A 25,421-nucleotide genomic window follows, 5' to 3' on the forward strand; every position below is an offset into this window, starting at 1 on the left:
AGTTTCAGCCCTCCGAGGGGGCGAGGCGCTCCAGCTCCGCCTCGGTCGACTTGAGCAGGTCGTTCCAGGACGCCTCGAACTTCTCGACACCCTCGTCCTCGAGGAGCTGCACCACGTCGTCGTACGAGATCCCGAGCTTCTCGATGGCGTCGATGTCGGCGCGGGCCTGCTCGTAGGTGCCGGCGACGGTGTTGCCGGTGATCGAGCCGTGCTCCTCGGTGGCCTGCAGGGTGGCCTCCGGCATGGTGTTGACCGTGTTCGGGGCGACCAGGTCGTCGACGTAGAGGGTCGGCTTGTAGGCCGGGTCCTTCACTCCGGTGGAGGCCCACAGCGGACGCTGGGTGCGGGCGCCCGCCTTCTCCAGCGCGCTCCAGCGGGCCGAGGAGAAGACCTCCTCGTACGCCTGGTAGGCGAGACGCGCGTTGGCGACGGCGGCCTTGCCGCGCAGCGCCTTGGCCTCGTCGGTGCCGAGGTCGTCGAGCCGCTTGTCGATCTCGGTGTCCACGCGGGACACGAAGAAGGACGCCACGGAACGGATCTGCGAGAGGTCGAGGCCGCGCTCCTTGGCCTTCTCCAGGCCGGAGAGGTAGGCGTCCATGACCTCGCGGTAGCGCTCCAGCGAGAAGATCAGCGTGACGTTGACGCTGATGCCGAGGCCGATGACCTCGGTGATCGCCGGCAGACCCGCCTTGGTGGCCGGGATCTTGATGAGCGTGTTGGGGCGGTCGACCAGCCAGGCGAGCTGCTTGGCCTCGGCGACGGTCGCCTTGGTGTTGTGGGCCAGGCGCGGGTCGACCTCGATGGAGACCCGGCCGTCCTGGCCGTCGGTGGCGTCGAAGACCGGGCGCAGGATGTCGGCGGCGTCGCGGACGTCCGCCGTGGTGATCATGCGGATGGCCTCTTCGACGGTGACCTTGCGGGCGGCGAGGTCCGACAGCTGCTGGTCGTAGCCGTCGCCGGACGAGATCGCCTTCTGGAAGATCGTCGGGTTGGTGGTGACGCCCACGACGTGCTGCTGGTCGATCAGCTCGGCGAGGTTGCCGGACGTGATCCGCTTGCGCGACAGGTCGTCCAGCCAGATCGCGACGCCCTCCTCGGAGAGGCGCTTGAGTGCGTCTGTCATGGAATTACATCTCCTACGTGTCGTATATGGGCGTCAGCGCTGCGCGGCCGAGAGGGATTCCCTGGCCTTGGCGGCCACGTTCTCGGCAGTGAAGCCGTACTCCTGGAAGAGCACCTTGCCGTCGGCGGAAGCACCGAAGTGCTCCAGGGAAACGATGCGACCGGCGTCCCCCACGTACTTGTGCCAGGTGAGTCCGATACCGGCCTCGACCGCGACCCGCGCCTTCACGTGCGGCGGCAGAACGCTGTCCCGGTACCCCTGGTCCTGCTCCTCGAACCACTCCACGGACGGCATGGACACGACCCGGGTGGGCACCCCGTCGGCCTGCAGCCGCTCGCGCGCCTCGACGGCGACGTGCACCTCGGAGCCGGTGGCGATGAGGACGACCTGGGGCTCCCCGCCCTCGGCCTCGAACAGGACGTAACCACCCTTGGCGGCGTCCTCGTTGGGCTCGTACGTCGGCACGCCCTGACGGGTCAGCGCGAGGCCGTGCGGGGCGCCCTTGCCGTAGACCTTCGTGTAGCGCTTGAGGATCTCGCGCCAGGCGATGGCGGTCTCGTTGGCGTCGGCCGGGCGGACCACGTTCAGGCCCGGGATGGCGCGCAGCGAGGCGAGGTGCTCGACCGGCTGGTGGGTCGGGCCGTCCTCACCGAGACCGATGGAGTCGTGCGTCCACACGTACGTCACCGGCAGGTGCATCAGCGCCGACAGCCGTACGGCGTTGCGCATGTAGTCGGAGAACACCAGGAAGGTGCCGCCGTAGACACGGGTGTTGCCGTGCAGGGTGATGCCGTTCATCTCGGCGGCCATCGAGTGCTCGCGGATGCCGAAGTGCAGGGTGCGGCCGTACGGGCTCGCCTCCGGCAGCGGGTTGTCCGCCGGCAGGAACGAGGAGTTCTTGTCGATGGTCGTGTTGTTGGAGCCGGCGAGGTCGGCGGAACCGCCCCACAGCTCGGGGACGACCGCGCCCAGCGCCTGCAGCACCTTGCCGGAGGCCGCGCGGGTGGCGACGCCCTTGCCGGGCTCGAAGACCGGGACCTTCTCCTCCCAGCCGGCCGGCAGCTCACCCTTGCTGATGCGGTCGAAGTCGGCGGCGCGCTCGGGGTTGTTCTGGCGCCACAGCTGGAACGACTTCTCCCACTCGGCCTTCGCCTCGCGGCCCCGCTCCAGCGCCTGCCGGGTGTGCTTGATGACGTCGTCGGAGACCTCGAAGGACTGCTCCGGGTCGAAGCCGAGGACGCGCTTGGTGGCGGCCACCTCGTCGTCGCCGAGCGCCGAGCCGTGGGCGGCCTCGGTGTTCTGCGCGTTCGGGGCGGGCCAGGCGATGATCGAGCGCATCGCGATGAAGGACGGCTTGTCCGCAACCTTCTTGGCGGCCTCGATCGCGTTGTAGACCGCGTGCGGGTCGATGTCGCCGTCCGGCTTCGGGGCGACGCGCTGGACGTGCCAGCCGTACGCCTCGTAGCGCTTGACGGTGTCCTCGGAGACGGCCGTCTCGGTGTCGCCCTCGATCGAGATGTGGTTGTCGTCCCACAGCAGGATCAGATTGCCGAGCTTCTGGTGGCCGGCGAGCGAGGACGCCTCGGCGGAGATGCCCTCCTGGAGGCAGCCGTCACCGGCGATCGCGTAGATGAAGTGGTCGAACGGGGATTCGCCCTGTGGGGCCTCCGGGTCGAACAGACCGCGCTCGTAGCGGGCGGCCATCGCCATGCCGACGGCGTTGGCGACACCCTGGCCGAGCGGGCCGGTCGTCGTCTCCACGCCCAGGGTGTGGCCGTACTCCGGGTGGCCGGGGGTCTTGGAGCCCCAGGTGCGGAACGCCTTCAGGTCGTCCAGCTCCAGGCCGAAGCCGGCCAGGTAGAGCTGCGTGTAGAGGGTCAGGGACGAGTGGCCGGCGGACAACACGAAGCGGTCGCGGGCAACCCAGTCCGGGTCGGCCGGGTCATGCCGCATCACCTTCTGGAAGAGGGTGTAGGCGGCGGGCGCCAGGCTCATGGCCGTACCCGGATGGCCGTTGCCGACCTTCTGTACGGCGTCGGCGGCCAGGACGCGGGCGGTGTCGACGGCCCGCTGGTCCAACTCGGTCCACTCGAGGTCTGTGGTGGTCGGCTTGGTGCTCACCCTGAGTCAGGGCTCCTCTCCACATGTCACGCATGTCGAATGCCGGCGCACTGGACGCCCACCGGCCGCTGTCGAGCCTACCCCCGTGAGAACGTGCATTTTTTCGAGTCATTCCAGACTGCCGGGACTACCGGCGATCCGCCTCCCGACTGCGGTGATCCGTATTCGGCAACTGAATACGGAGCCGCTCATCCGACTGCTCAATCGAGCCTCAGTACGACCTTCTGTATGACCGATGAGTAGGCGCCCGAGCGGCTGGTCGGCGGCCCCTCCCAACACGACCCCACCCCCGCGAAGATCGGGGTATGGGCAACGTCTACAGTGGCGTGGTACGCGCGGGCCTTTACCGGGACTTCACACGGGTGAGGCTTGCTGGGATGTCTCTGTAGGGGTGTGCGTGACGGCCGTCGAATCCCGTCCAGCGGGGGTAATCGGTGCGAGCGAGAGCCCGCGTCACCGGCCGTTCGGGGCCCGTGTCAAGGCGTTCGTGGCGCTGACCAAGCCGCGGATCATCGAGCTCCTGCTCATCACCACCGTTCCGGTGATGTTCCTCGCCCAGCGGGGCGTGCCGGACCTGACGCTGGTGCTGCTCACCTGCGTCGGCGGCTACCTCTCGGCGGGCGGCGCGAACGCGCTGAACATGTACATCGACCGGGACATCGACGCGCTGATGGACCGCACCTCGCAGCGTCCGCTGGTGACCGGCATGGTCAGCCCGCGCGAGTGCCTCGCCTTCGGCATCACGCTGGCGGTGGTCTCGACGCTCCTGTTCGGCCTGACCGTCAACTGGCTGTCGGCCTGGCTCAGCCTCGGCGCGCTCCTCTTCTACGTCGTCGTCTACACGATGATCCTCAAGCGCCGTACCGCGCAGAACATCGTCTGGGGCGGTATCGCGGGCTGTATGCCGGTGCTGATCGGCTGGTCGGCCGTGACCGACTCCCTCTCCTGGGCGCCGCTCATCCTCTTCCTGGTGATCTTCTTCTGGACGCCGCCGCACTACTGGCCGCTGTCCATGAAGGTCAAGGAGGACTACGCGCGCGTGGGCGTGCCGATGCTGCCGGTCATCGCCTCCAACAAGACGGTCGCCCGGCAGATCGTGATCTACAGCTGGGTGATGGTGGCCGTCTCGCTCCTGCTCACGCCCCTCGGCTACACCGGCTGGTTCTACACGCTGGTGGCCTTGGCGGCGGGCGGCTGGTGGCTGTGGGAGGCGCACGCGCTGCAGAACCGCGCGAAGGCGGAGGTGACGGGCGGCAAGCTCAAGGAGATGCGCCTGTTCCACTGGTCGATCACCTATGTGTCGCTGCTGTTCGTGGCGGTGGCGGTCGACCCGTTCCTGCGCTGACGCACGTCACAGTGCCCCGCTCTCGCCAGTCGATCTACCGGTGAGTAGCATCCTGGCCATGGCAGACACGCAGCAGGTTGACCCCAGGGCCGAGCGCAGGGTGGCGAAGCTCGCGCGGCAGATCGACGCCTTCGCCAAGGCGCACGGCGGGGCCGAGGGCCAGGTGGCGTACATCGGGGAGCGCGGCGCCCGTATCGTCCTGGTCGGCGAGGACGGCGGCTGGGGCGACCTGGTGGCCCCGTCGTACGCACTCGCCGAGAAGGCCGTCGAGAAGGCCGGCATCACCGTCCACGAGGACTTCGACGGCGAGTTCGCGGCGAAGGTGCGGACCGGGCCGTACGAGTGGACGCGGATGGCCGGTATCCAGGTGGGCGGCCCGAGCAACACCTAGTGCCCGGTTCACCCGTTAGGACCTGTACCACCCACAGGGTCCTACCGGGGAGTCCGGATGATCGAAACGCCGTCCCTCGTGGACCAGTACTGCCACGGCGTACTGAGAACGGAGCTGGGCCTCGGCACCTTCGAGGCCCAACTCGCCCGCACCGAGGGCCCGCCCGCGCCCGGCACCACCCTCTTCGACACCCAGACGGGTTTCGCCGTACGACGCTGGTGCCCGCCGTTACTCGGCCTGGAACCGCACTGTCCCCCCGCTCGCTATCTCGCCCGCCGTCGTGAACTGGGCGTACAGGAAGCGGGCCGCCGACTGCTGCGGGGCAGCGGCATCACGACGTACCTGGTCGACACCGGGCTGCCCGGCGATCTGACCGGTCCCTTCGAGATGGCCTGTGCGGGCGAGGCCGACGCCCGCGAGATCGTGCGGCTGGAACTGCTCGCCGAGCAGGTCGCCGACACCTCCGGCACCGTCGAGTCCTTCCTCGCCAACCTCGCCGAGTCGGTCCACGGCGCCGCGGCCGGCGCGGTCGCCTTCACCTCGGTCGCGGGAGTACGGCACGGCCTGGCACTGGCCCCCGAACCGCCGGGGCCGGGAGAGGTGCGGGGCGCGGCGGGGCGGTGGCTGGCCGGCCGCCGGGTGGGCGGCGAGCTGACCGACCCGGTGCTGCTGCGGCATCTGCTGTGGATCGCCGTCGCCTCGAACCTGCCGCTCCAGCTCCACGCCGGGCTCGGTGAGCCCGGCCAGCGCATCGACCGCACGGATCCGGTGCTCCTGACGGACTTCGTCCGCGCGACGGCGGGCCTCGGCACGGACCTGATCCTCCTGCACGGCTACCCGTACCACCGCCACGCCGCCCATCTGGCCGGCGCCTTCCCGCACGTCTACGCCGACTCGGGAGCCGCCCTGGTCCGCACCGGCGCCCGCGCCGCCACCGTCCTCGCCGAGATCCTGGAGCTGGCCCCCTTCGGCAAGATCCTCTTCTCCAGCGGCGCCCACGGGCTGCCCGAACTGCACGTCGTGGGCGCGCGACTGTTCCGCGAGGCGCTCGGGCGGGTGCTCGGCGGCTGGGTGGCCGAGGGGGCGTGGGCCCTGTCGGACGCGCAGCGGGTGGCGGGGATGGTGGCGGCGGGCAACGCACGGCGGGTGTACGGGCTGGCGTGAGCTGTACAGACTGGGGCCCATGCCGACCGACGCCTTGCTCGCCCGTTTCCTCGACGCACTGACCCCACTGGACCCCGTGGCCGTCTGGGCGCACGGCTCACTGGCCGGGGGCGACTACCAGGAGGGCCGCAGCGACCTGGATCTGATCGCCGTACTGCCCCGTCCGGTGCGGCTCGCGACCGTACGGACCGTCGTCTCCCTGCACCGGCGGCTGCGCGCCGAGCCGCTCGCGGACAAGCTGCACTGCAGCTATCTCACGCCGGACACGCTGGACGACGCCGGGCACAGACACCTGACCTGGGCGCACGGGCATGTGATGCGGCGGACGGTCACGCCCGTCACCCGGCGCGAACTGCACGCCTTCGGGCGGGTGCTGCGGGGCGGGAGCCCGGCCGGCCTGCTGCCCCCGGTGCCGGACGCCGTGCTCGCCGAGTTCGTCGTGCGCGACCAGCGCGACTACTGGCGGCCCGCGGTGGACAGAGCGCGGCTGTGGACGCGGGACATCTGGGTCGACCTCGGGCTGATCACCTTCGCCCGGGCCGGCGTCACCCTGCGGGAGGGCCGCCTCATCTCCAAGCGGGAGGCACTGGAGCTGCTGCCGGGGCTGGGGGCGCCCGCCGAGGTGGTCGAGGACATCCGCAGACGGCGCTACGACGAGCCCACGGCGCCGCCCACCGACGGGTGGACGGCGCGCAGGAGCGCCCTGACCAGGAGCTACCTGGGCCCGGCGATCGACGAGCTGGTGGCGGCGTACGGCTGATCCGGCAGCCGGACCTCCGCCGCCGGCCGCTCCCGCAGCGCCAGCAGCACCCGGAGCACCCCGATCCACACCAGACACGAGCCGAGCATGTGCAGGCCGACCAGGGCCTCGGGGAGGTTGGTGAAGTACTGGACGTAGCCGATGACGCCCTGGGACAGGAGGATCAGGAAGAGCTCGCGGGTGCGGGCGAGCGGGCCGGGCGGGGCGTCCACCGCCCTGAGGATGAACCACAGGGCGAAGCTCAGGGTGACCACGATCCACGCCAGCACGGCGTGCAGCTTGGCGACCGTCTCCCAGTCCAGCGGCATCCGCTCGACCTCGCTGGAGTCACCGGCGTGCGGGCCGGAGCCGGTGACCACCGTGCCGACCGCGATCAGCAGCACGGAGGCGAGCACCAGGAACCACACCAGCTGCTGCACCGGCTTGCCGACCAGCGGCCGGGGAGCGCCGTCGCCCTCACGGGTGCGCTGCCACATCACGGCCGCGACCGCGATCAGCGCCGACGCGAGCAGGAAGTGGGCCGCCACGGTGTACGGGTTGAGGCCCACCAGCACCACGACGCCACCCAGCACCGCGTTGCTCATGACCAGCCAGAACTGCAGCCAGCCGAGCCGGGTGAGGCTGCGCCGGCAGGGCTTCTCGGAGCGCGCGGCGACGATCGCCCAGCCGATGGCGGCGCACAGCACATACGTCAGCATGCGGTTGCCGAACTCGATGGCGCTGTGGAAGTTCATCTCTCCCGTGGGCGCGAGCGAGTTGGCGGTGCACTTGGGCCAGGTCGGGCAGCCGAGACCGGAGCTAGTCAGCCGCACCGCGCCGCCGGTGACCACGATGACCACCGACATGACGAGCGCGGAAAGAGCCGACCGCTGGACCGTCCGGGGCTGCGGGGTCCAGCGCGCGGCGGTGAAGGCTAGGGGGTTGCGCACGGCCGCCAGGGCGTCGGCGCGGGTCATCTTCGGCACGGACCCCATCGTAGGCGGCCGCTTGTGCACGCTTTCACGAGGGTCCCCGCCGGCCCTCGTCCCCGGCTCACGCGCCGCTCACTCCCAGCGGAAGAACCGGCCGGCCAGCGCCAGCCCGACGACCGCCCACACGCCCAGGATCCCCAGGTCGCCCCACGGCATGGCGGCGCCGTGCCGGAGCACGTCCCGCAGACCGTCCGACAGGGCCGAGATGGGCAGCAGGCGCAGTACGTCCTGGGCACCCTGGGGGAACTTGTCGAGCGGGACGACGACCCCGCCGCCGACCAGGAGCAGCAGGAAGACCAGGTTGGCCGCGGCCAGGGTCGCCTCCGCCTTCAGGGTGCCCGCCATGAGGAGGCCCAGCCCCGAGAAGGCGGCCGTGCCCAGGACCAGCAGCAGGAGGACGGCGAAGGGGTCGCCGTGCGGTGACCAGCCCAGGGCGAAGGCGATCACCGTCAGCAGCACGACCTGCAGCGCCTCCGTGACCAGCACCGACGCCGTCTTGGCCGTCATCAGGCCCCAGCGGGGGAGCGGGGAGGAGGCCAGGCGCTTCAGGACGCCGTAGCGGCGTTCGAAGCCCGTGGCGATCGCCTGGCCGGTGAAAGCCGTGGACATGACCGCCAGGGCCAGGATGCCGGGGGCGAGGAAGTCGACCGACTTGCCCGCGCCCGTGTCGACGATGTCCACCGAGCTGAACAGAAGCAGCAGCAGGGCCGGGATCACGACCGTCAGCAGGAGCTGCTCGCCGTTGCGCAGCAGCATCTTCGTCTCCAGCGCGGCCTGGGTCGCGATCATGCGGGGGAGCGGGGCCGCGCCGGGCTTCGGCGCGTAGGTACCGGTGGCCGTCGTCATGAGCGCAGCTCCTTGCCGGTGAGCTCCAGAAACACGTCTTCGAGGGTGTGCCGCTCCACCGAGATCCGGTCCGGCATCACACCGTGCTGTGCGCACCAGGACGCCACCGTCGCGAGGAGCTGGGGGTCGACCTTGCCGACGACCCGGTACGAGCCGGGAGTGAGCTCCGCCGCCGAGCAGTCGGCGGGGAGGGCCTTGAGCAGCGAACCCACGTCCAGGCCGGGACGGCCGACGAAGCGCAGGGTGTTCTCGGCGCCGCCGCGGCACAGCTCCTCCGGGGAGCCCTGGGCGATGACCCGGCCGGCGTCGATGATGGCGACGTCGTCGGCGAGCTGCTCGGCCTCCTCCATGTAGTGCGTGGTGAGGATCACGGAGACGCCGTCCGCGCGCAGGTCGCGGACCAGGTCCCAGGTGGCGTGGCGGGCCTGCGGGTCGAGGCCGGCGGTCGGCTCGTCGAGGAACACCAGCTCGGGGCGCCCCACGATCGCCATGGCCAGCGCCAGTCGCTGCTGCTGGCCCCCGGAGAGCCGGCGGTAGCTCGTACGGCCGCAGGAGCCGAGGCCGAGACGTTCGATCAGGGCGTCCACGTCCAGCGGGTGCGCGTGCAGCTTCGCCACATGGCGCAGCATCTCGTCCGCCCGCGCGCCGGAGTAGACCCCGCCGGACTGCAGCATCACACCGATCCGGGGATGCAGCTCACGGGCCTGCCGTACCGGATCGAGGCCGAGCACGCGCACCGTGCCGGAATCCGGTCTGCGGTACCCCTCGCACGTCTCCACGGTGGTCGTCTTGCCCGCGCCGTTCGGGCCGAGTACGGCGGTCACACCCGCCTGGGCCACCAGGTCGAGGCCGTCCACGGCGGTTTTCGTGCCGTACCGCTTCACCAGGGCCTGAACCTGGAGCACGGGCTCACTTCGCATGGGCCAGAGTCTAGGTTCGGGGTCCGCGCCGCCGACGGGCGGGTGCAGGATCTCCACTCGGAGGCGGCTCCTCCGCACGGGAGCGGTGCAGCGCGAGCCACCGCTGCGCGTACGCCACCGCGTCCGCCACGGGGAACAGCCGTGTGGGGGCGGCGCCCACCTCGCCCCGTACGACGGGACGGTCCCGTTCGAAGTCGTAGCCCAGCTCGTCGAAGCGGTCCGAGGTGATCGACACCTCGGTGACCGTCTCCCAGCCGCCACCGGGTGCGGGGCGGCCGACCGTGACGCGGGGGGACGGTATGCGGTATTCGGCCAGGTGGAAGGCGGTGCACGAGCCGTAGCCCGCACCGAGCAGCAGCACCCGCGCGGCCAGCCGTTCCAGCCGGGCCAGCGGGCTGCGCTCGCCCAGCCGGCAGTCCGGCGCGTGGCCCTCGACGATGTCCGCCGCGCCCGGGCCGAGCGCCGCGAAGGACGTCTGCGGGTGCGCGCTGCGCAGGGCGCCGGGCCAGGTCCGTACGGTCTCCGGGATCACCCCGACCCCGCGGCTGGGGGTGATCAGGGGGTCGTACGGAGGCATGGTGGCCCGGATCCGGTCCCACCACTGCTCGGGCACCGGCGGGTCGGACCACAGGGCCGGGTCCGAGAGGTCGCCGGTCTGGGTGGGGACGACGAGGGTGCCCCGCGGGCCAAGGGCGTCCAGCAGTCCCCGGACGACCGCGACGGCACCTCCGTTGACCCAGCCGAGGCTGCTGAGGGAGGAGTGCACGAGGAGCGTCTCGCCGCTCTCCACACCCAGCAGGCGCAGCTGTGCGGCGACTGTGTCCCGAGTGACAAGAGGGCCGGTCGGAGGGGGTGTCGGCATGGTGGGGGAGTCTGCCGGAACGAGGCCGGGCCCGCCATCGGTCTGATCGATCAAAGATCGTTCCCGCAGGTCGGATTAGGTGAACCTAAGTGACGCAGTGCACCGTCCGGCGGCCCGGACGTGGGTTGCCCGCCCCTGAGGAATTACGCAACAATGGCGTTGTGAAAAACGTCGGCGAGGCTCTGGAGACCCCCACGGGGGCCCAGCAGGACGAGCACGCGACCGGTGAGCGCTCCACGCGCAACCGGGTCGCGCGCTCGATCCTGGACCACGGCCCGTCGACCGTCACCGAGCTGGCCGGCCGCCTTGGTCTCACCCCCGCGGCCGTACGACGGCATCTGGACGCGCTGGTCGCCGACGACGTCGTGGAAGCCCGTGAGCAGCGGGTGTACGGCACGCGCACGCGTGGCCGTCCCGCCAAGGTCTTCGCGCTCACCGACTGCGGCCGCGACGCCTTCGACCAGTCCTACGACAAGCTCGCCGCGGACGCCCTGCGCTGGATCGCGGAGCGCTTCGGCGGGGACGAGGCGGTCGTCGCCTTCGCGCGCGCCAGGATCGCCGAGCAGGCCGACGCCTACCGCAGGGCCGTGGAGGCCGCCGCCCCCGAGGAGCGCACGGAAGCCCTGGCCAAGGCCCTGAGCGCGGACGGGTACGCTGCTACGGCGCGCAGCGCACCGGTCGGCGAGCAGCTGTGCCAGCACCACTGCCCCGTCGCCCATGTCGCGGAAAAGTTCCCCCAGCTCTGCGAGGCGGAGACCGAGATCTTCTCCCAGCTGCTGGGTACCCACGTCCAAAGACTGGCGACCATCGCGCACGGTGACGGCGTCTGCACGACGTTCATCCCCAAGATTTCCCACATGTCTCACAACGCATCCGCAAGCACGGCCGGGAGGAACCCCGAATGACTCTCCCCATCGAGGAGACCGCCCACCCCGAGCTCGAAGGTCTGGGCACGTACGAATACGGCTGGGCGGACTCCGACGAGGCCGGTGCCTCTGCCAAGCGCGGTCTGAGCGAGGACGTCGTCCGCGACATCTCCGCCAAGAAGAACGAGCCGGAGTGGATGACCAAGCTCCGCCTCAAGGGCCTGCGCCTGTTCGACAAGAAGCCCATGCCGAACTGGGGCTCCGACCTGTCGGGCATCGACTTCGACAACATCAAGTACTTCGTGCGCTCCACGGAGAAGCAGGCGGAGTCCTGGGAGGACCTGCCCGAGGACATCAAGAACACGTACGACAAGCTCGGCATCCCCGAGGCGGAGAAGCAGCGCCTCGTCGCCGGTGTCGCGGCCCAGTACGAGTCCGAGGTCGTCTACCACCAGATCCGTGAGGACCTGGAGGAGCAGGGCGTCATCTTCCTGGACACCGACACCGCGCTGAAGGAGCACCCGGAGCTCTTCAAGGAGTACTTCGGGACCGTCATCCCGGTCGGCGACAACAAGTTCGCCTCCCTGAACACGGCCGTGTGGTCGGGCGGCTCCTTCATCTACGTCCCGCCGGGCGTCCACGTGGAGATCCCGCTCCAGGCCTACTTCCGTATCAACACGGAGAACATGGGCCAGTTCGAGCGGACCCTGATCATCGTCGACGAGGGTGCCTACGTGCACTACGTCGAGGGCTGTACGGCCCCGATCTACAAGTCGGACTCGCTGCACTCCGCGGTCGTCGAGATCATCGTCAAGAAGAACGCCCGCTGCCGCTACACGACCATCCAGAACTGGTCGAACAACGTCTACAACCTGGTCACCAAGCGCGCCGTCGCCTACGAGGGCGCCACCATGGAGTGGATCGACGGCAACATCGGCTCCAAGGTGACGATGAAGTACCCGGCCGTCTACCTGATGGGCGAGCACGCCAAGGGCGAGACCCTCTCCATCGCCTTCGCGGGCGAGGGCCAGCACCAGGACGCCGGCTCCAAGATGGTCCACATGGCGCCGAACACCTCCTCCAACATCGTCTCCAAGTCGGTGGCGCGCGGCGGTGGCCGTACCTCCTACCGCGGTCTCGTCGAGATCGGCGAGGGCGCCCACGGCTCGAAGTCCAACGTGCTGTGCGACGCGCTGCTCGTCGACACCATCTCCCGCTCCGACACGTACCCGTACGTCGACGTCCGCGAGGACGACGTGTCCATGGGCCACGAGGCGACCGTCTCCAAGGTCTCCGAGGACCAGCTCTTCTACCTGATGAGCCGCGGTCTGAGCGAGTTCGAGGCGATGGCGATGATCGTGCGCGGCTTCGTCGAGCCGATCGCGAAGGAGCTGCCGATGGAGTACGCGCTGGAACTCAACCGGCTGATCGAGCTCCAGATGGAAGGCGCGGTCGGCTAAGGCCCCGACCGCCGTCCCCATCACGTCACTTACGCAGGAAAGAGAGCAGACCGACAGCCATGGCTGAGGCCCAGAACTCCCCCACCTCCGGCTTCGCTCCGGCGGGGGGACCCCCACCGGTGGGTTCCACCACCGCCGGCTCGATCGCGGTGGCCGCCGAGTCGACCGTCGCCACGCGCATGAGCGCGCCCCCGTCCTTCGACGTGGCGGACTTCCCCGTCCCTCACGGCCGTGAGGAGGAGTGGCGGTTCACCCCGCTGGAGCGCCTGCGCGGGCTGCACGACGGCACCGCCGTCGCGACCGGCGAGGGCGTGACGGTCGCCGTCGAGGCCCCCGAGGGCGTCACCGTCGAGCTCGTCGACCGCGACGACCCGCGCCTCGGCAGGGCCGGCACCCCGGTGGACCGCATCGCCGCGCAGGCGTACTCCGCGTTCGAGAAGGCCGGCGTGGTCACCGTCCCCAAGGAGACGGTCCTCACCGAGCCCATCCGGATCGCCGTGCACGGCGAGGGCGGCACCCGCTTCGGCCACCAGGTCGTCGAGCTGGGCGCCTTCGCCGAGGCCGTGGTCGTCATCGACCACACCGGTGACGCCGTGCTCGCCGCCAACGTCGACTACGTCCTGGGCGACGGCGCCAAGCTGACCGTCGTCTCCGTCCAGGACTGGGACGACAAGGCCGTGCACGTGGCCCAGCACAACGCGCTGATCGGCCGGGACGCCTCCTTCAAGTCCGTGGTCGTCACCTTCGGCGGCGACGTCGTACGACTGCACCCGCGCGTGCAGTACGCCGGCCCCGGCGGTGAGGCCGAGCTGTTCGGGCTGTACTTCACGGACGCAGGCCAGCACCAGGAGCACCGCCTCCTGGTCGACCACAACGTCCCGCACTGCAAGTCCAACGTCGTCTACAAGGGCGCGCTCCAGGGCGACGACGCGCACGCCGTGTGGATCGGTGACGTGCTGATCGAGGCCAAGGCCGAGGGCACGGACACCTACGAGATGAACCGCAACCTGGTGCTGACCGACGGCGCCCGCGTCGACTCCGTGCCGAACCTGGAGATCGAGACCGGCGAGATCGTCGGCGCCGGACACGCCTCCGCCACCGGCCGCTTCGACGACGAGCAGCTCTTCTACCTGATGGCCCGCGGCATCCCGGCCGACGAGGCCCGCCGTCTGGTGGTCCGCGGCTTCTTCGCCGAGCTGGTCCAGCAGATCGGCGTCGACGACATCGAGGCGCGGCTGCTCGAGAAGATCGAGGCCGAGCTGGAGGCCACCGTCTGATGGCCTTCGTACGCGCATGTGCGCTGAGCGAGCTGGAGGAGGACACCCCGAAGCGGGTGGAACTCGACGGCACGCCGGTGTCCGTCGTGCGGACCGCGGGCGAGGTCTTCGCGATCCACGACGTCTGCTCGCACGCGAACGTCTCGCTCTCCGAGGGCGAGGTGGAGGACTGCCAGATCGAGTGCTGGCTGCACGGCTCCAGCTTCGACCTGCGCTCCGGCAAACCGTCCGGCCTTCCCGCGACGCGCCCCGTCCCCGTATACCCCGTAAAGATCGAAGGGGACGACGTGCTCGTCTCCCTCAACCAGGAGTCCTGAGGCACCCATGGCAACGCTTGAAATCCGAGACCTGCGCGTCACCGTCGAGGCCGACAACGCCACGAAGGAGATCCTCAAGGGCGTCGACCTGACCGTGAAGCAGGGCGAGACGCACGCCATCATGGGCCCCAACGGCTCCGGCAAGTCGACCCTCGCCTACTCCCTCGCGGGCCACCCGAAGTACACGATCACCGGCGGCACCGTGCTGCTCGACGGCGAGGACGTCCTGGAGATGTCCGTCGACGAGCGCGCCCGCGCGGGCCTGTTCCTGGCGATGCAGTACCCGGTCGAGGTCCCCGGTGTGTCGGTCTCCAACTTCCTGCGCACCTCCGCCACCGCCATCCGCGGCGAGGCCCCCAAGCTGCGCACCTGGGTGAAGGAGGTCAAGGAGGCCATGGAGCGCCTCAACATGGACCCCTCCTTCGCCGAGCGCAACGTCAACGAGGGCTTCTCCGGCGGTGAGAAGAAGCGCCACGAGATCCTTCAGCTCGAACTGCTCAAGCCGAAGGTCGCGATCCTCGACGAGACCGACTCCGGCCTCGACGTCGACGCCCTTCGCATCGTCTCCGAGGGCGTCAACCGCGTCCGTGAGACCGGCGAGGTCGGCACCCTGCTGATCACGCACTACACGCGCATCCTGCGCTACATCAAGCCCGACCACGTGCATGTGTTCGCGGGCGGCCGGATCGTCGAGTCGGGTGGCCCCGAGCTCGCCGACAAGCTGGAGGCCGAGGGCTACGAGGCTTACACGAAGGGTGGCGCATCCGAGTGACCCAGCTGCCGGGCCTCCTCGACGCCGAGGCGATCCGCAAGGACTTCCCGATCCTGGACCGGCTGGTCCACGACGACCGGAAGCTCGTGTACCTGGACAACGCGGCGACCTCGCAGAAGCCGCGCCAGGTACTGGACGCCCTCGCCGAGTACTACGAGCGCTACAACGCCAACGTCCACCGCGGTGTGCATGTGCTCGCCGAGGAGGCCACGGCGCTGTACGAGGGAGCGCGTGACAAGGTCGCCTCCTTCATCAACGCGCCCAGCCGCGACGAGGTGATCTTCACCAAGAACGCCTCCGAGTCGCTCAACCTCGTGGCCAACATGCTCGGCTGGGCCGACGAGCCCTACCGCGTGGACCACGAGACCGAGATCGTCATCACGGAGATGGAGCACCACTCCAACATCGTCCCGTGGCAGCTGCTCTCGCAGCGCACCGGCGCGAAGCTGAAGTGGTTCGGCCTCACCGACGACGGCCGTCTCGACCTGTCCAACATCGACGAGATCATCACCGAGAAGACGAAGATCGTCTCCTTTGTGCTGGTGTCGAACATCCTGGGCACGGTCAACCCGGTCGAGACGATAATCCGGCGCGCACAGGAAGTCGGCGCGCTCGTCTGCATCGACGCCTCCCAGGCCGCCCCGCACATGCCGCTGGACGTACAGGCCCTCCAGGCCGACTTCGTGGCCTTCACCGGCCACAAGATGTGCGGCCCGACCGGTATCGGTGTCCTGTGGGGCCGCCAGGAACTCCTCGAGGACCTGCCTCCGTTCCTGGGCGGCGGCGAGATGATCGAGACGGTGTCGATGCACTCCTCGACCTACGCTCCCGCACCCCACAAGTTCGAGGCGGGTACGCCGCCGATCGCGCAGGCCGTGGGCCTGGGCGCGGCGATCGACTACCTGAACTCGATCGGCATGGACAAGATCCTCGCCCATGAGCACGCGCTGACCGAGTACGCGGTCAAGCGGCTGTCGGAGGTCCCGGAGCTGCGCATCATCGGCCCGACGACGGCCGAGGACCGCGGCGCGGCGATCTCCTTCACGCTCGGTGACATCCACCCGCACGACGTGGGCCAGGTCCTCGACGAGCAGGGCATCGCGGTCCGCGTCGGCCACCACTGCGCGCGCCCCGTCTGCCTGCGCTACGGAATTCCGGCGACCACGCGAGCGTCGTTCTATCTGTACTCCACTCCGGCAGAGATCGACGCACTGGTCGAGGGGCTGGAGCACGTGCGGAACTTCTTCGGCTGAAGGGCGTGAGCTGACACCGTGAAGCTCGACTCGATGTACCAGGAAGTCATCCTGGACCACTACAAGCACCCGCACGGGCGTGGTCTGAGGGACGGCGACGCCGAGGTGCACCATGTGAACCCGACGTGCGGCGACGAGATCACCCTGCGGGTGAGGTACGACGGCACGAGGATCGAGGACGTCTCGTACGAGGGCCAGGGCTGCTCGATCAGCCAGGCCTCGGCCTCCGTGCTGAACGACCTGCTGGTCGGCAAGGAGCTGGCCGACGCGCAGAAGATCCAGGAGACCTTTCTGGAGCTGATGCAGTCCAAGGGCCGGATCGAGCCGGACGACGCGATGGAGGAGGTGCTGGAGGACGCGGTCGCGTTCTCCGGTGTCTCCAAGTACCCGGCCCGGGTCAAGTGCGCCCTCCTCAGCTGGATGGCGTGGAAGGACGCGACGGCCCAGGCACTGGGTGGCGCCGACGCCGAAAGGAAGACGGCATGAGCGAGACCGTTGAGATGAAGCCGGCCTCGGAGGAGGAACTCCGCGAGGCCCTGTACGACGTCGTCGACCCCGAGCTCGGCATCGATGTCGTGAACCTCGGCCTGATCTACGGCATCCACATCGACGACGCGAACATCGCGACGATCGACATGACCCTGACCTCGGCGGCCTGCCCGCTGACGGACGTCATCGAGGACCAGGCCAAGTCCGCCACGGACGGTCTGGTCAACGAGCTGCGCATCAACTGGGTCTGGATGCCGCCGTGGGGCCCGGACAAGATCACGGACGACGGCCGGGAGCAGCTGCGCGCACTCGGCTTCAACGTCTGAGAGACACACGACAGGACGGCGGCGGCACCCTGCGCGAGGGTGCCGCCGCCGTCCTGTCGGTGCTTGTTCAGCCGAGCGGATCCGTCAGACGGAAGAAGAAGTCCTGCCGGTTGGTGGTGTTGTAGCCGTAGGGGTCCAGATGCAGCTGGAAGTCCTTGTGGCGCAGCGCGTAGTTCGGGTAGTTCACCGACTGGAGCAGCACCGCGCCCGGATAGCCCGAGTACTGGGGGCAGAAGGTCGCGTCCTGCTTGAACAGGTTGGAGCCGTCGTTGCGTTCGTCGCGCAGCACGAAGTCGCGGTGGCGCAGGTACTTGCCGTCATGCGTGAGGAACGAGTAACAGGAGCTGTTGGCGAGTCCCTTGACCAGCTGGAAGGTCGAGTCCTGCCGGGACTCCGAGCCGCGGGGCGGGTCGAGGTCCACGAAGTCGCCGCTCACGTGCCAGTAGCGGTCGGGGTAGTTCACCGACTGCACGGACCGGTAGGTCGCCGAGGGGTTCGGCTTCGCGGGGGAACTCGCCTTGTGCGTCGGGGACTTCGCGGGCTTCGAGCCCGTGGCCGCGGACGGTGAGCCGTTCTCCTGGACCTGCGGTGAGCTGCTGGGCCGTGTCGACGACATCCCGCTCCTGCCGTCCGGCGGTGCCGTGGCGCTCTTGGTGGAGGGGGAGGCGAAGGAGATGAGACCCGGCGCGGTCGACGCGGGCGCCGGGTCCTTCGAGGCGTGTGACTTCTTGTCAGAGTCGTTGTCCATGACGGATATCCACGTCACGCACGTGATGACCGTGGCTATGGCCAGCGCGCCGGCCAACCAGAGTCTTCGGGTTCCCGGTGCGCGGGACGTGTCAGGGGCCCAGCCGTTCTCCCAGGGTTGTTGGCGAGGTGGCTCGGGCGTCATTTCTGGCATGCGCGGTTCCTCCAGCGGCGCCCAGGGCGGCGGCCGGGGGTGTGAGGGTGAGGTGAGTGAACGGTGAAACCTTAGTGGAGCAGGTGGTGTACGGGGAGATGTTTCAGCGAGCGGTTTCCGTGAATCTTGAACCTTCCTGGGGATCTCTCTACAGGACTTCGCACGCCCTCCGTGGGGCCGTGTCGTACTCGTGATGTGTACTGTCGTACACATTTCTTGTGTACGCTAGTACACATGGGTTATCTCTTGCTCGGCGCGGCCATCGCCGCCGAGGTCGGCGCGACGACCGCGATGAAGTTCAGCGACGGGTTCAGCAGGCTGGTGCCGTCGCTGGTGACCGTCGTCGGTTACGTGGTCTCCTTCGTACTGCTCGCGCAGACGCTGAAGACCATCTCCGTGGGCACCGCCTACGCCATCTGGGCCGGGATCGGCACGGCCGCCATCGCCACCATCGGCCTGCTCTTCTTCGGCGAGGACATGACCGCGGTCAAGGCCGCCGGGATGGCGCTGATCATCGTCGGAGTGGTGGTGCTCAACCTCGGGGGCGCGCACTGATGGCCCGGCGCTTCGATCCCGACCGGCGGCAGCGGATCATCGACGCGGCGATCCGGGTGGTGGGCGAGAAAGGGCTTGCCGGGCTCACCCACCGCACCGTCGCCGCCGAGGCCGATGTGCCGCTCGGCTCGACGACGTACCACTTCAAGACCCTCGACGAGCTGATGGTCGCCGCGCTGCGCCAGGCCGACGAGGGGTTCGCCAAGGCCATCGCCTCCCGCGGCGGGCTCACCGACGCGGATGCCGACCTGGCCGTCGAACTCGCCGGGCTGCTCGGCGACTGGCTCGCCGGCGACCGCACCGGCGTCGAGCTGGAGTACGAGCTCTATCTCGCCGCCCTGCGCCGCCCCGCCCTGCGCCCGGTCGTCGCCGGGCAGATGGCGGAGCTCGCCGACCGACTGGCCCGGCGCACCGACCCGGTCACGGCACGAGCGCTGGTCGCGCTGATGGACGGCATCTGTCTGCAGGTGCTGCTGACGGGGACGCCGTACGACGAGGTGTACGCGCGCGAGGTGCTCGCGCGGGTGATTCCCTGACCCCGCTCTTCGTACGGACTCATGTGCGGACGACGGTCCCGCAGCCGGCGGCGACGCCTGGGGGACGCGGGCCCTGCTCCTCACCCCGGACGAGACCTCGCCCGGCACCTGAGACACCGCCCGCACGGGTTGGCCTGTCCGCCCTTCGGCCGGTTAGGTTGCCCTCATGACCGACACGACTGCTCCCCGTACCACCGGCGCCGTTGCCGCAGGCCTTGCCACCCTCGCCGCGGACGGCACCGTCCTCGACACCTGGTTCCCCGCCCCCTCGCTCGCCGCCGAACCCGGCCCGTCCGGCACCGAGCGGCTCTCCGCGGAGAAGGCCGTGGAACTGCTCGGTGCCGGTGCGGCCAAGGCGATCGGCCCGGACGTACGACGGGGCGTCGAGGTCGTCGCGGTCCGTACGGTCATCTCCTCGCTCGACGAGAAGCCCCTCGACGCGCACGACGTCTATCTGCGGCTGCACCTTCTCTCGCACCGGCTCGTCCAGCCGCACGGGCAGAACCTGGACGGCATGTTCGGCTTCCTCGCCAACGTCGCCTGGACCTCGCTCGGCCCGGTCGCCGTCGACGACATCGAGACGGCGCGCCTCAACGCACGCGCCGAGGGCCTGCACCTCCAGGTGACCTCGATCGACAAGTTCCCGCGGATGACGGACTACGTGGCGCCCAAGGGCGTCCGGATCGCCGACGCGGACCGGGTGCGGCTCGGCGCCCACCTCGCCGAGGGCACCACGGTCATGCACGAGGGCTTCGTCAACTTCAACGCCGGCACGCTCGGCACCTCGATGGTGGAGGGCCGTATCTCCGCCGGTGTCGTCGTCGGTGACGGCTCGGACATCGGCGGCGGCGCCTCCACCATGGGCACGCTCTCCGGCGGCGGCAACGTCCGCATCACCATCGGCGAACGCTGCCTGATCGGAGCCGAGGCGGGCGTCGGCATCGCGCTCGGCGACGAGTGCGTGGTCGAGGCCGGGCTGTATGTCACCGCCGGCACCCGTGTCACCATGCCCGACGGCCAGATCGTCAAGGCCCGTGAGCTCTCCGGCGCCTCCCACATCCTCTTCCGCCGCAACTCGGTCACCGGCACGGTCGAGGCCCGCCCGAACAACGCGGTCTGGGGCGGCCTGAACGAGATCCTGCACAGCCACAACTGAGCGACACACGGCCCTACGGCCACGACGGGCGCCCCTCCGACTGCCCCCGGAGGAGCGCCCGTTTCCTTTTCGCGGATTTCTTTCTCGCCCAGGCATAGCGGCACGCCCCCGCACGCGTCACAGGGGGCACAGGGGCGGACGACCGGTCCGCCCGGGGGAAGAGCGAAGGTGACGATGGATGCCGAGGCGCAGGACAGGTTCCGGGAGTTCGTGGAGCACCGGTCGTCCGCGCTGCTGAAGACGGCGGTGCTGCTGAGCGGCGGCGACCGGCACGCCGCCGAGGACCTGCTGCAGAACGCCCTGATCAAGGCGGCGGGCCGGTGGCAGCGGATCGAGGAGCCCGAGGCGTACGTACGGCAGGTCCTGTACCGGCAGCAGATCAGCCGCTGGCGGCTCAAGTGGCGCAGACGCGAACTGACCGTCGCCGAACCGCCCGACACCGGAGCCGGAACCGACGCCTCTTCCGACGCCGACCTGCGGCTGCTGATGCGCGGCGCGCTCGCCCGGCTCACCGCGCGCCAGCGCACCGTGCTGGTGCTGCGCTATTTCGAGGACCTGCCGGAGGCCGACGTGGCCCACATCCTCGGCTGTTCCGTCGGCACCGTACGGTCCACCACCCATCGCTCGCTGGCCCGGCTGCGGGCGCTGGCGCCCGAACTCGCCGCCCTGGGGCCGGCCGAGGCCGAGGGCCTCTCGTCCCGTGACTACTCGCCCGTGGAGGTGCGTCCGTGAACGTCGACGATCTCGTGCGCGACGCCCTGCGCGAGCAGGCCGCGCAGCCGCTGCCGGCGCCGGGGGGATTCGCCGACCGGGTCCTCGCCGTCCGCAGGAGCCGCCGCAACCGCAGACTCGCGACCGCCGCCGCGGCCACGGCCGCCGTGGTCGCCGTCGCGGTGGCGGTGCCGCTGCTCGACTCGGGCAAGAAGGACGTCCGCCCCTCGGGTGTCGTGGAGCAGCAGGACATCAAGGCCCACCCCGACCAGTCGCCGCCGAAGGACCTGATCGCGGCCGGGAGCACGGCGCTGGCCGCCTACTACGTCCCGGAGACGGTCAGGCTGACCAAGGACACCGGTGTCACCCGGCGCGCCTACTTCCTCCTGAACCCCAAGTCCGGCACGTACGAGAGGACGACGAAGTGGTCCTGGGTCGCCGTCGCGCCCGGCCTGACGACCGCCGCCGTCCTGGAGCAGGACCTGCCCGCCGCGCGGATCGGTCTGCTCGACCTGGCGTCCGGGGAGGTGAAACGGTGGCTTCCGGTCGACCACGGGGTCGGCGGGCTCGCGTTCTCCCGCGACGGCCGCAAGCTGGTCGCGACGACGTACGGCGAGAACCCCGACGCGCTGTTCAAGTCCCAGGGCGGTGGTGACTGGGGACCGAAGATGGAGTCGAGCCGCACCGGTTTCTACGTCGTCGACGTGGCCACCGGGAAGCGGGTGTGGACCGAGGTGAAGCCGAAGACCGACCCCAGCGATCCGATGGGCGGATTCCTCAACGCCCGCCAGGACTTCGCCCTCACCGACGACGGCCGGCACGTCTGGGCCGGGAACCCGGAGGGGGACATCGGCAAGCAGTTCTGGGACTTCACCGGCAAGGAGGTCTCCGCGCCGGTGGGTGACAAGTACCTGGAGTGGTTCGTCGACGCGGGGAAGTCGCCCAGCGGCGGGCTCGTCGCCGGGGACTTCGCGGGCAAGGGCTGGAAGACCTCCTCCTGGCTGGTCGACGCCATGAGCGGCGCCAAGACCGAGGTGCGAGGCCAGCAGCTGCTCGCCTGGGCCGACGAGAGCCGGCTCGTCGCCTGGGACATCGGGAGGAACGACAAGAACGAGTTCCACCAGCGGCTCGTGCTGGTCACGGTCGGCAGCGCGAAGGAGGTGCCGCTGAGCGGCTTCCGCCAGGGGCACGACGGGGACGCCGGCCGCTGGGAGCCGATCTTCGCCGAGCGCTGACGTCAGCCGGCCAGACACTCCTCGTAGGCCGCCAGCAGCCCGTCGACCGTCTTCCGGTCGGCGGGCCGCAGCGGGGCCCGGACCGGGCCCGCGGGCAGGCCCAGTTCATTGAGGAGTGCCTTGGCCGTGACGGTGCCGGGCAGGCCCGCCGCCATCATCGACTCGATGAGCGGCGTGGCGCGTCGCTGGAGGCGGGCGGACACGGGGGTGTCGCCCGCCTCCCACGCGTCGAGAACGGCGCGCAACCGGTCCGGTACGACGTTGGCGACCGTGCTGATCCAGCCGGCGCCGCCCACCGCGGTCAGCGCGAGATTGTGCTCGTCGCAGCCCGCGTAGTACGCCAGCCCGGTGCGCGACATGACCTTCTGGGCCGCCAGGAAGTCGTACGAGCAGTCCTTCACCGCCACGATCCGGGGATGTCCGGCGAGCCGGATCATCGTCTCCGCCTCGATCCGGATGCCGGTGCGGCCCGGGATGTCGTAGAGCACGACCGGCAGTCCGGACGCGTCGGCGACCGTGCGGAAGTGCTCCTCCAGCGCGTCCTGCGGGGGTCTGCTGTAGTACGGGCTGACCACCAGCAGGCCGTCCGCGCCGGCCTTCTCGGCCTCCCGGGCGAGCCGCACGGTGTGCCCGGTGTCGGAGGTCCCGACGCCGGTGACGACCGACGCCCGGCCGCCCACCGCCTCCCGCACAGCCTCGACCAGCGCCGCCTTCTCGGCGTCCGTCGTGGTCGGCGACTCGCCCGTGGTGCCGGACAGCACCAGGCCGTCGCAGCCCCGGGAGACGAGATGGTCGGCGAGCCGCTGCGCGCCGTCGAGATCGAGCCCGCCGTCCGCGGTGAAGGGGGTGATCATCGCGCAGAGGGCGCGGCCGAAAGGAGCGTGAGTCGTCATGGAGTCAGTCTCGACAGCCCGACCGTGAAGCTCCACTTAATTCTTCTACGGGATATGGATAAGAATCGCTACGGTATCCGAGGGGGACCCAGCCGTCCGAGGCCCTATGTCCAATTCGGCCCTTCATGGGTCACCATGGTCAAGACGGTCACCGCCATCGGCCCATGGAGGCGTCATGAAGCTCGGTAAGGCACTGGCCACGGGAGTCGCGGAAGAGCGGCCGCAGGTCCACGAGGAAGAGCTCGAACTCTCCGCGGAGATCACGGAAGAACCGCAGGTCCCCGAAGAGGTCCCGGCGACCCGATGAGACTGCGGCTTCCGGAGGAACGCCCGACGGAGCCGCCGACCGGATACAAGATCGCCCACCCGGTGCTGTCCCAGGACGGCACCCGGGCCGGGTTCACCGGTGTGTCGCTCGGCGGCGCGCTGCCGTACGGAGTGCTGGCCGACGCGTCCTGCGTCTACGGCCTGCGCCACCGTTCACCGCACCGCCGCTGCGACTGCGGCTTCCACTGCGTGCACGACCGTACGACGGCCGAGGCGCTGCTGAGCACGGCCGAGCACCGTGCCGCCCTGTTGCTGGAGGTCTCGGTCCTGGGCCGCTACATCCGCTTCGAGCGCGGCTTCCGCTACGCCCGCCAACGGGTGCGTACGGCCACGGTCGGCCCCTGTGCCTGCGGCGCCATCGCCGTGGCGCTGGCCGACGCGGGCTGGGGCCGGCCCGGCTGGCGGGGGCTGGCACCCGCGTGCGCCGGATGCGTGCGCGGCCGTACGTCCGTCTCGCTCGCGACCTTCGCCCGGCTGGCGGGGGAGGGGCTGCGGGTCGTCGCCGGGGCGGAGGGCGCGCGCCGGGCGGCCGGTCCCGGCGCGGCGGCCGGTCCGGACGCGGCCGATGATCTCGGTGTGCCCGAACTCGTCGCGGAGGCGGCCCTGTTGCAGGCCCGGCTCGACTGGTTCCAGACCCAGCTCGCGCGCCTTCGCGACCCCGGAGCGGGCGGCGGGCGACAGGGGTAGCCGGGGCGGGTGCGGGTACCCGGAGTGTTCCGAACGAGAGGCAACCGAGCGGAACACGACAGGAGGCGACGCCCCGTGACCGGGACCACGCACCCCCGGCCGGTGCACGACGAGCACCGCTCCGTGGGCGAACTCGTCGGCCAGGCCACCGAACAGCTATCCCGGCTGATACGCCAGGAAGTGGCCCTCGCCAAGGAGGAGTTGGCCGTCAAGGGCCGCCGCGCCGGACGCGGTGGCGGACTGCTCGGCGCGGCGGGCGCGTTCGCCTACGCCGGTCTGCTCGCGGCGGCCGGCACGGCGACCGCGGCCCTCTCGCTGGCGCTGTCCGTCTGGGCCGCGGCGCTGATCGTGACGGGGGTGCTCTTCGTGATCGCCGCCGTCCTCGGCGCGACCGGCCGCGCCCAGTTGCGCCGGGCCGCGCCTCCCACGCCGGAGGAGACCCTCGACAGCGTCAGGGCCGATGTCGAGGAGATCAGGGAAAGGGCACACCGATGACGGAGACGGGCGCCAAGGGTCCCGACGAGCTGCGCCGGCAGATCGAGCGGACACGCGGTGAACTCGGTAACCCGGTCGAGGAGTTGGCGGAGAAGATGGATGTGAAGGGTCGAGCACGGGCCCGTGCGGCCGACCTCAGGGACAAGGCGGGCGCGATGACGGTACAGCTCCGCAGCACGGCGGCCCAGGCGGGCCACACCGTGCAGGAGCGGGCCGCGAAGGCGGGCCACCAGGTCCAGGAGCGGGCCACGAAGGCGGGCCACCAGGTCCAGGAGCGGGCCACGAAGGCGGGCCACCAGGTCCAGGAGCGCGCCGCGAAAGCGGGACACCAGGTCCAGGACCGCGCTCTGAAGGCGGGCCACACCGCCCAGGAGACGACCGCCGGCACGGGCCGCAGCCTGGAGCACACGGCGGCCCACACCGTGCCGTGGCCCGCGGGACCCGTCGTGCGGGCGGCGCTGCGCCATCCGCGTCCGGCGATGGTCATCGTGGCGGCCGTCGTGGCGGTCGTGGTGGTGTCGTGGAGGTATCCGAAGCGGTAGGGGCGAACGGAGCGGGACCGAAAGCGGTACCGAAAACGCCGGAGGGGCTGGTCGTCCAGCCTGCACCCTCAAGCGGTTCTACTCGTTCGTGACGGCCTGACGTCCGTGGGTCCGGGGCCG

Annotated in this window: 29 protein-coding genes; 21 read left to right on the forward strand and 8 right to left on the reverse strand. The window is 70.3% G+C overall.

The window, feature by feature from the left end:
• Positions 1–4: 4 nt before the first annotated feature.
• Together tal and tkt are read right to left on the reverse strand one after the other, a co-directional pair.
• Positions 5–1,123, reverse strand: coding sequence for a transaldolase (tal, locus tag ABZT17_RS15770; RefSeq protein ID WP_356348760.1), 1,119 nt, complete (start codon positions 1,121–1,123; stop codon positions 5–7).
• Positions 1,124–1,156: 33 nt separating this feature from the next.
• Positions 1,157–3,244, reverse strand: a complete 2,088-nt coding sequence (gene tkt, locus ABZT17_RS15775; RefSeq protein WP_356348762.1) for a transketolase — start codon at positions 3,242–3,244, stop codon at positions 1,157–1,159.
• 391 nt (positions 3,245–3,635) lie between these two features.
• Here tkt and ABZT17_RS15780 point away from each other — a divergent pair, with 391 nt between their 5' ends.
• From ABZT17_RS15780 to ABZT17_RS15795, 4 genes are read left to right on the forward strand one after another with little or no spacing between them, the layout of a single operon-like run.
• Entirely contained in the window at positions 3,636–4,589 is a 954-nt protein-coding gene (locus tag ABZT17_RS15780) for a heme o synthase (protein ID WP_356348765.1), read from the forward strand.
• Between the two features lie 58 nt (positions 4,590–4,647).
• Positions 4,648–4,980, forward strand: coding sequence for a hypothetical protein (locus tag ABZT17_RS15785; protein ID WP_356348767.1), 333 nt, complete (start codon positions 4,648–4,650; stop codon positions 4,978–4,980).
• Between the two features lie 57 nt (positions 4,981–5,037).
• A complete protein-coding gene (locus ABZT17_RS15790) occupies positions 5,038–6,144 on the forward strand; it encodes an amidohydrolase family protein (protein WP_356348769.1) in 1,107 nt (368 codons plus the stop codon).
• A 19-nt stretch (positions 6,145–6,163) separates the two neighbouring features.
• The gene (locus ABZT17_RS15795; protein WP_356348772.1) at positions 6,164–6,904 is read left to right on the forward strand and encodes a nucleotidyltransferase domain-containing protein; all 741 of its coding nucleotides are present in this window, start codon (positions 6,164–6,166) and stop codon (positions 6,902–6,904) included.
• On the opposite strand, the gene ABZT17_RS15800 is transcribed toward ABZT17_RS15795, so the two are convergent.
• The 4 genes from ABZT17_RS15800 to ABZT17_RS15815 form a co-directional block, all read right to left on the reverse strand.
• Positions 6,859–7,860, reverse strand: coding sequence for a COX15/CtaA family protein (locus ABZT17_RS15800; RefSeq protein ID WP_356348845.1), 1,002 nt, complete (start codon positions 7,858–7,860; stop codon positions 6,859–6,861). The genes ABZT17_RS15795 and ABZT17_RS15800 overlap by 46 nt on opposite strands.
• A gap of 87 nt (positions 7,861–7,947) precedes the next feature.
• Complete coding sequence (locus ABZT17_RS15805) at positions 7,948–8,721, reverse strand: ABC transporter permease (protein WP_356348774.1); 774 nt, start codon at positions 8,719–8,721, stop codon at positions 7,948–7,950.
• Positions 8,718–9,641, reverse strand: coding sequence for an ABC transporter ATP-binding protein (locus tag ABZT17_RS15810; protein ID WP_356348777.1), 924 nt, complete (start codon positions 9,639–9,641; stop codon positions 8,718–8,720). Before ABZT17_RS15810 ends, ABZT17_RS15805 begins: the two co-directional genes overlap by 4 nt.
• 10 nt (positions 9,642–9,651) lie before the next feature.
• A complete protein-coding gene (locus ABZT17_RS15815) occupies positions 9,652–10,503 on the reverse strand; it encodes an AAC(3) family N-acetyltransferase (protein ID WP_356348779.1) in 852 nt (283 codons plus the stop codon).
• Positions 10,504–10,664: 161 nt separating this feature from the next.
• Here ABZT17_RS15815 and ABZT17_RS15820 point away from each other — a divergent pair, with 161 nt between their 5' ends.
• Genes ABZT17_RS15820 through ABZT17_RS15855 form a run of 8 tightly spaced genes read left to right on the forward strand, consistent with a single transcriptional unit; the run spans position 10,665 to position 17,263 of the window.
• Positions 10,665–11,408, forward strand: a complete 744-nt coding sequence (locus ABZT17_RS15820) for a metalloregulator ArsR/SmtB family transcription factor (RefSeq protein ID WP_356348781.1) — start codon at positions 10,665–10,667, stop codon at positions 11,406–11,408.
• The gene (gene sufB, locus ABZT17_RS15825; protein WP_356348783.1) at positions 11,405–12,829 is read left to right on the forward strand and encodes a Fe-S cluster assembly protein SufB; all 1,425 of its coding nucleotides are present in this window, start codon (positions 11,405–11,407) and stop codon (positions 12,827–12,829) included. The genes ABZT17_RS15820 and sufB overlap by 4 nt, the downstream gene beginning before the upstream one ends.
• Positions 12,830–12,888: 59 nt before the next feature.
• A complete protein-coding gene (sufD, locus tag ABZT17_RS15830) occupies positions 12,889–14,106 on the forward strand; it encodes a Fe-S cluster assembly protein SufD (RefSeq protein ID WP_356348785.1) in 1,218 nt (405 codons plus the stop codon).
• A complete protein-coding gene (locus ABZT17_RS15835; protein WP_356348787.1) occupies positions 14,106–14,423 on the forward strand; it encodes a non-heme iron oxygenase ferredoxin subunit in 318 nt (105 codons plus the stop codon). Before sufD ends, ABZT17_RS15835 begins: the two co-directional genes overlap by 1 nt.
• 7 nt (positions 14,424–14,430) lie before the next feature.
• Positions 14,431–15,195: a Fe-S cluster assembly ATPase SufC gene (gene sufC, locus ABZT17_RS15840; RefSeq protein WP_356348789.1), complete on the forward strand. Its 765-nt coding sequence runs from the start codon at positions 14,431–14,433 to the stop codon at positions 15,193–15,195.
• Positions 15,192–16,448: a cysteine desulfurase gene (locus tag ABZT17_RS15845; RefSeq protein ID WP_356348791.1), complete on the forward strand. Its 1,257-nt coding sequence runs from the start codon at positions 15,192–15,194 to the stop codon at positions 16,446–16,448. Before sufC ends, ABZT17_RS15845 begins: the two co-directional genes overlap by 4 nt.
• A gap of 18 nt (positions 16,449–16,466) precedes the next feature.
• Positions 16,467–16,934: a Fe-S cluster assembly sulfur transfer protein SufU gene (gene sufU / locus ABZT17_RS15850; RefSeq protein ID WP_356348793.1), complete on the forward strand. Its 468-nt coding sequence runs from the start codon at positions 16,467–16,469 to the stop codon at positions 16,932–16,934.
• Positions 16,931–17,263 (forward strand): metal-sulfur cluster assembly factor, encoded by a 333-nt coding sequence (locus ABZT17_RS15855; RefSeq protein ID WP_037743875.1) that lies wholly within the window; start codon positions 16,931–16,933, stop codon positions 17,261–17,263. Before sufU ends, ABZT17_RS15855 begins: the two co-directional genes overlap by 4 nt.
• Before the next feature lie 67 nt (positions 17,264–17,330).
• On the opposite strand, the gene ABZT17_RS15860 is transcribed toward ABZT17_RS15855, so the two are convergent.
• Positions 17,331–18,011: an AbfB domain-containing protein gene (locus tag ABZT17_RS15860; protein ID WP_356348797.1), complete on the reverse strand. Its 681-nt coding sequence runs from the start codon at positions 18,009–18,011 to the stop codon at positions 17,331–17,333.
• Positions 18,012–18,398: 387 nt separating this feature from the next.
• On the opposite strand from ABZT17_RS15860, the gene ABZT17_RS15865 reads away from it, so the two are divergent.
• From ABZT17_RS15865 to ABZT17_RS15885, 5 genes are all read left to right on the forward strand, one after another.
• Positions 18,399–18,719 (forward strand): multidrug efflux SMR transporter, encoded by a 321-nt coding sequence (locus ABZT17_RS15865; protein ID WP_356348799.1) that lies wholly within the window; start codon positions 18,399–18,401, stop codon positions 18,717–18,719.
• Positions 18,719–19,255 carry a TetR family transcriptional regulator gene (locus ABZT17_RS15870; RefSeq protein WP_356348802.1) on the forward strand — a complete coding sequence of 179 codons (537 nt, stop codon included), beginning with the start codon at positions 18,719–18,721 and terminating at the stop codon, positions 19,253–19,255. The genes ABZT17_RS15865 and ABZT17_RS15870 overlap by 1 nt, the downstream gene beginning before the upstream one ends.
• Positions 19,256–19,421: 166 nt before the next feature.
• The gene (dapD, locus tag ABZT17_RS15875; protein ID WP_356348805.1) at positions 19,422–20,411 is read left to right on the forward strand and encodes a 2,3,4,5-tetrahydropyridine-2,6-dicarboxylate N-succinyltransferase; all 990 of its coding nucleotides are present in this window, start codon (positions 19,422–19,424) and stop codon (positions 20,409–20,411) included.
• A gap of 174 nt (positions 20,412–20,585) precedes the next feature.
• The gene (locus ABZT17_RS15880) at positions 20,586–21,143 is read left to right on the forward strand and encodes a SigE family RNA polymerase sigma factor (protein ID WP_356348848.1); all 558 of its coding nucleotides are present in this window, start codon (positions 20,586–20,588) and stop codon (positions 21,141–21,143) included.
• Positions 21,140–22,357: a WD40 repeat domain-containing protein gene (locus tag ABZT17_RS15885; protein WP_356348807.1), complete on the forward strand. Its 1,218-nt coding sequence runs from the start codon at positions 21,140–21,142 to the stop codon at positions 22,355–22,357. The genes ABZT17_RS15880 and ABZT17_RS15885 overlap by 4 nt, the downstream gene beginning before the upstream one ends.
• Before the next feature lie 2 nt (positions 22,358–22,359).
• Here ABZT17_RS15885 and dapA read toward each other — a convergent pair whose 3' ends face one another.
• Positions 22,360–23,250 (reverse strand): 4-hydroxy-tetrahydrodipicolinate synthase, encoded by an 891-nt coding sequence (dapA, locus tag ABZT17_RS15890; RefSeq protein ID WP_356348809.1) that lies wholly within the window; start codon positions 23,248–23,250, stop codon positions 22,360–22,362.
• A 175-nt stretch (positions 23,251–23,425) separates the two neighbouring features.
• Here dapA and ABZT17_RS15895 point away from each other — a divergent pair, with 175 nt between their 5' ends.
• The 4 genes from ABZT17_RS15895 to ABZT17_RS15910 all read left to right on the forward strand — a co-directional run bounded on the left by ABZT17_RS15895 (position 23,426) and on the right by ABZT17_RS15910 (position 25,301).
• Complete coding sequence (locus ABZT17_RS15895; protein ID WP_356348812.1) at positions 23,426–23,557, forward strand: hypothetical protein; 132 nt, start codon at positions 23,426–23,428, stop codon at positions 23,555–23,557.
• Entirely contained in the window at positions 23,554–24,264 is a 711-nt protein-coding gene (locus tag ABZT17_RS15900) for a hypothetical protein (RefSeq protein WP_356348815.1), read from the forward strand. Before ABZT17_RS15895 ends, ABZT17_RS15900 begins: the two co-directional genes overlap by 4 nt.
• A 75-nt stretch (positions 24,265–24,339) precedes the next feature.
• A complete protein-coding gene (locus tag ABZT17_RS15905) occupies positions 24,340–24,759 on the forward strand; it encodes a phage holin family protein (protein WP_356348817.1) in 420 nt (139 codons plus the stop codon).
• Entirely contained in the window at positions 24,756–25,301 is a 546-nt protein-coding gene (locus tag ABZT17_RS15910; protein WP_356348819.1) for a DUF3618 domain-containing protein, read from the forward strand. Before ABZT17_RS15905 ends, ABZT17_RS15910 begins: the two co-directional genes overlap by 4 nt.
• Positions 25,302–25,421: the final 120 nt, after the last annotated feature.

The sequence above is a fragment of the Streptomyces sp. NPDC005648 genome (assembly GCF_040605395.1).
Classification (GTDB): Bacteria; Actinomycetota; Actinomycetes; order Streptomycetales; family Streptomycetaceae; genus Streptomyces.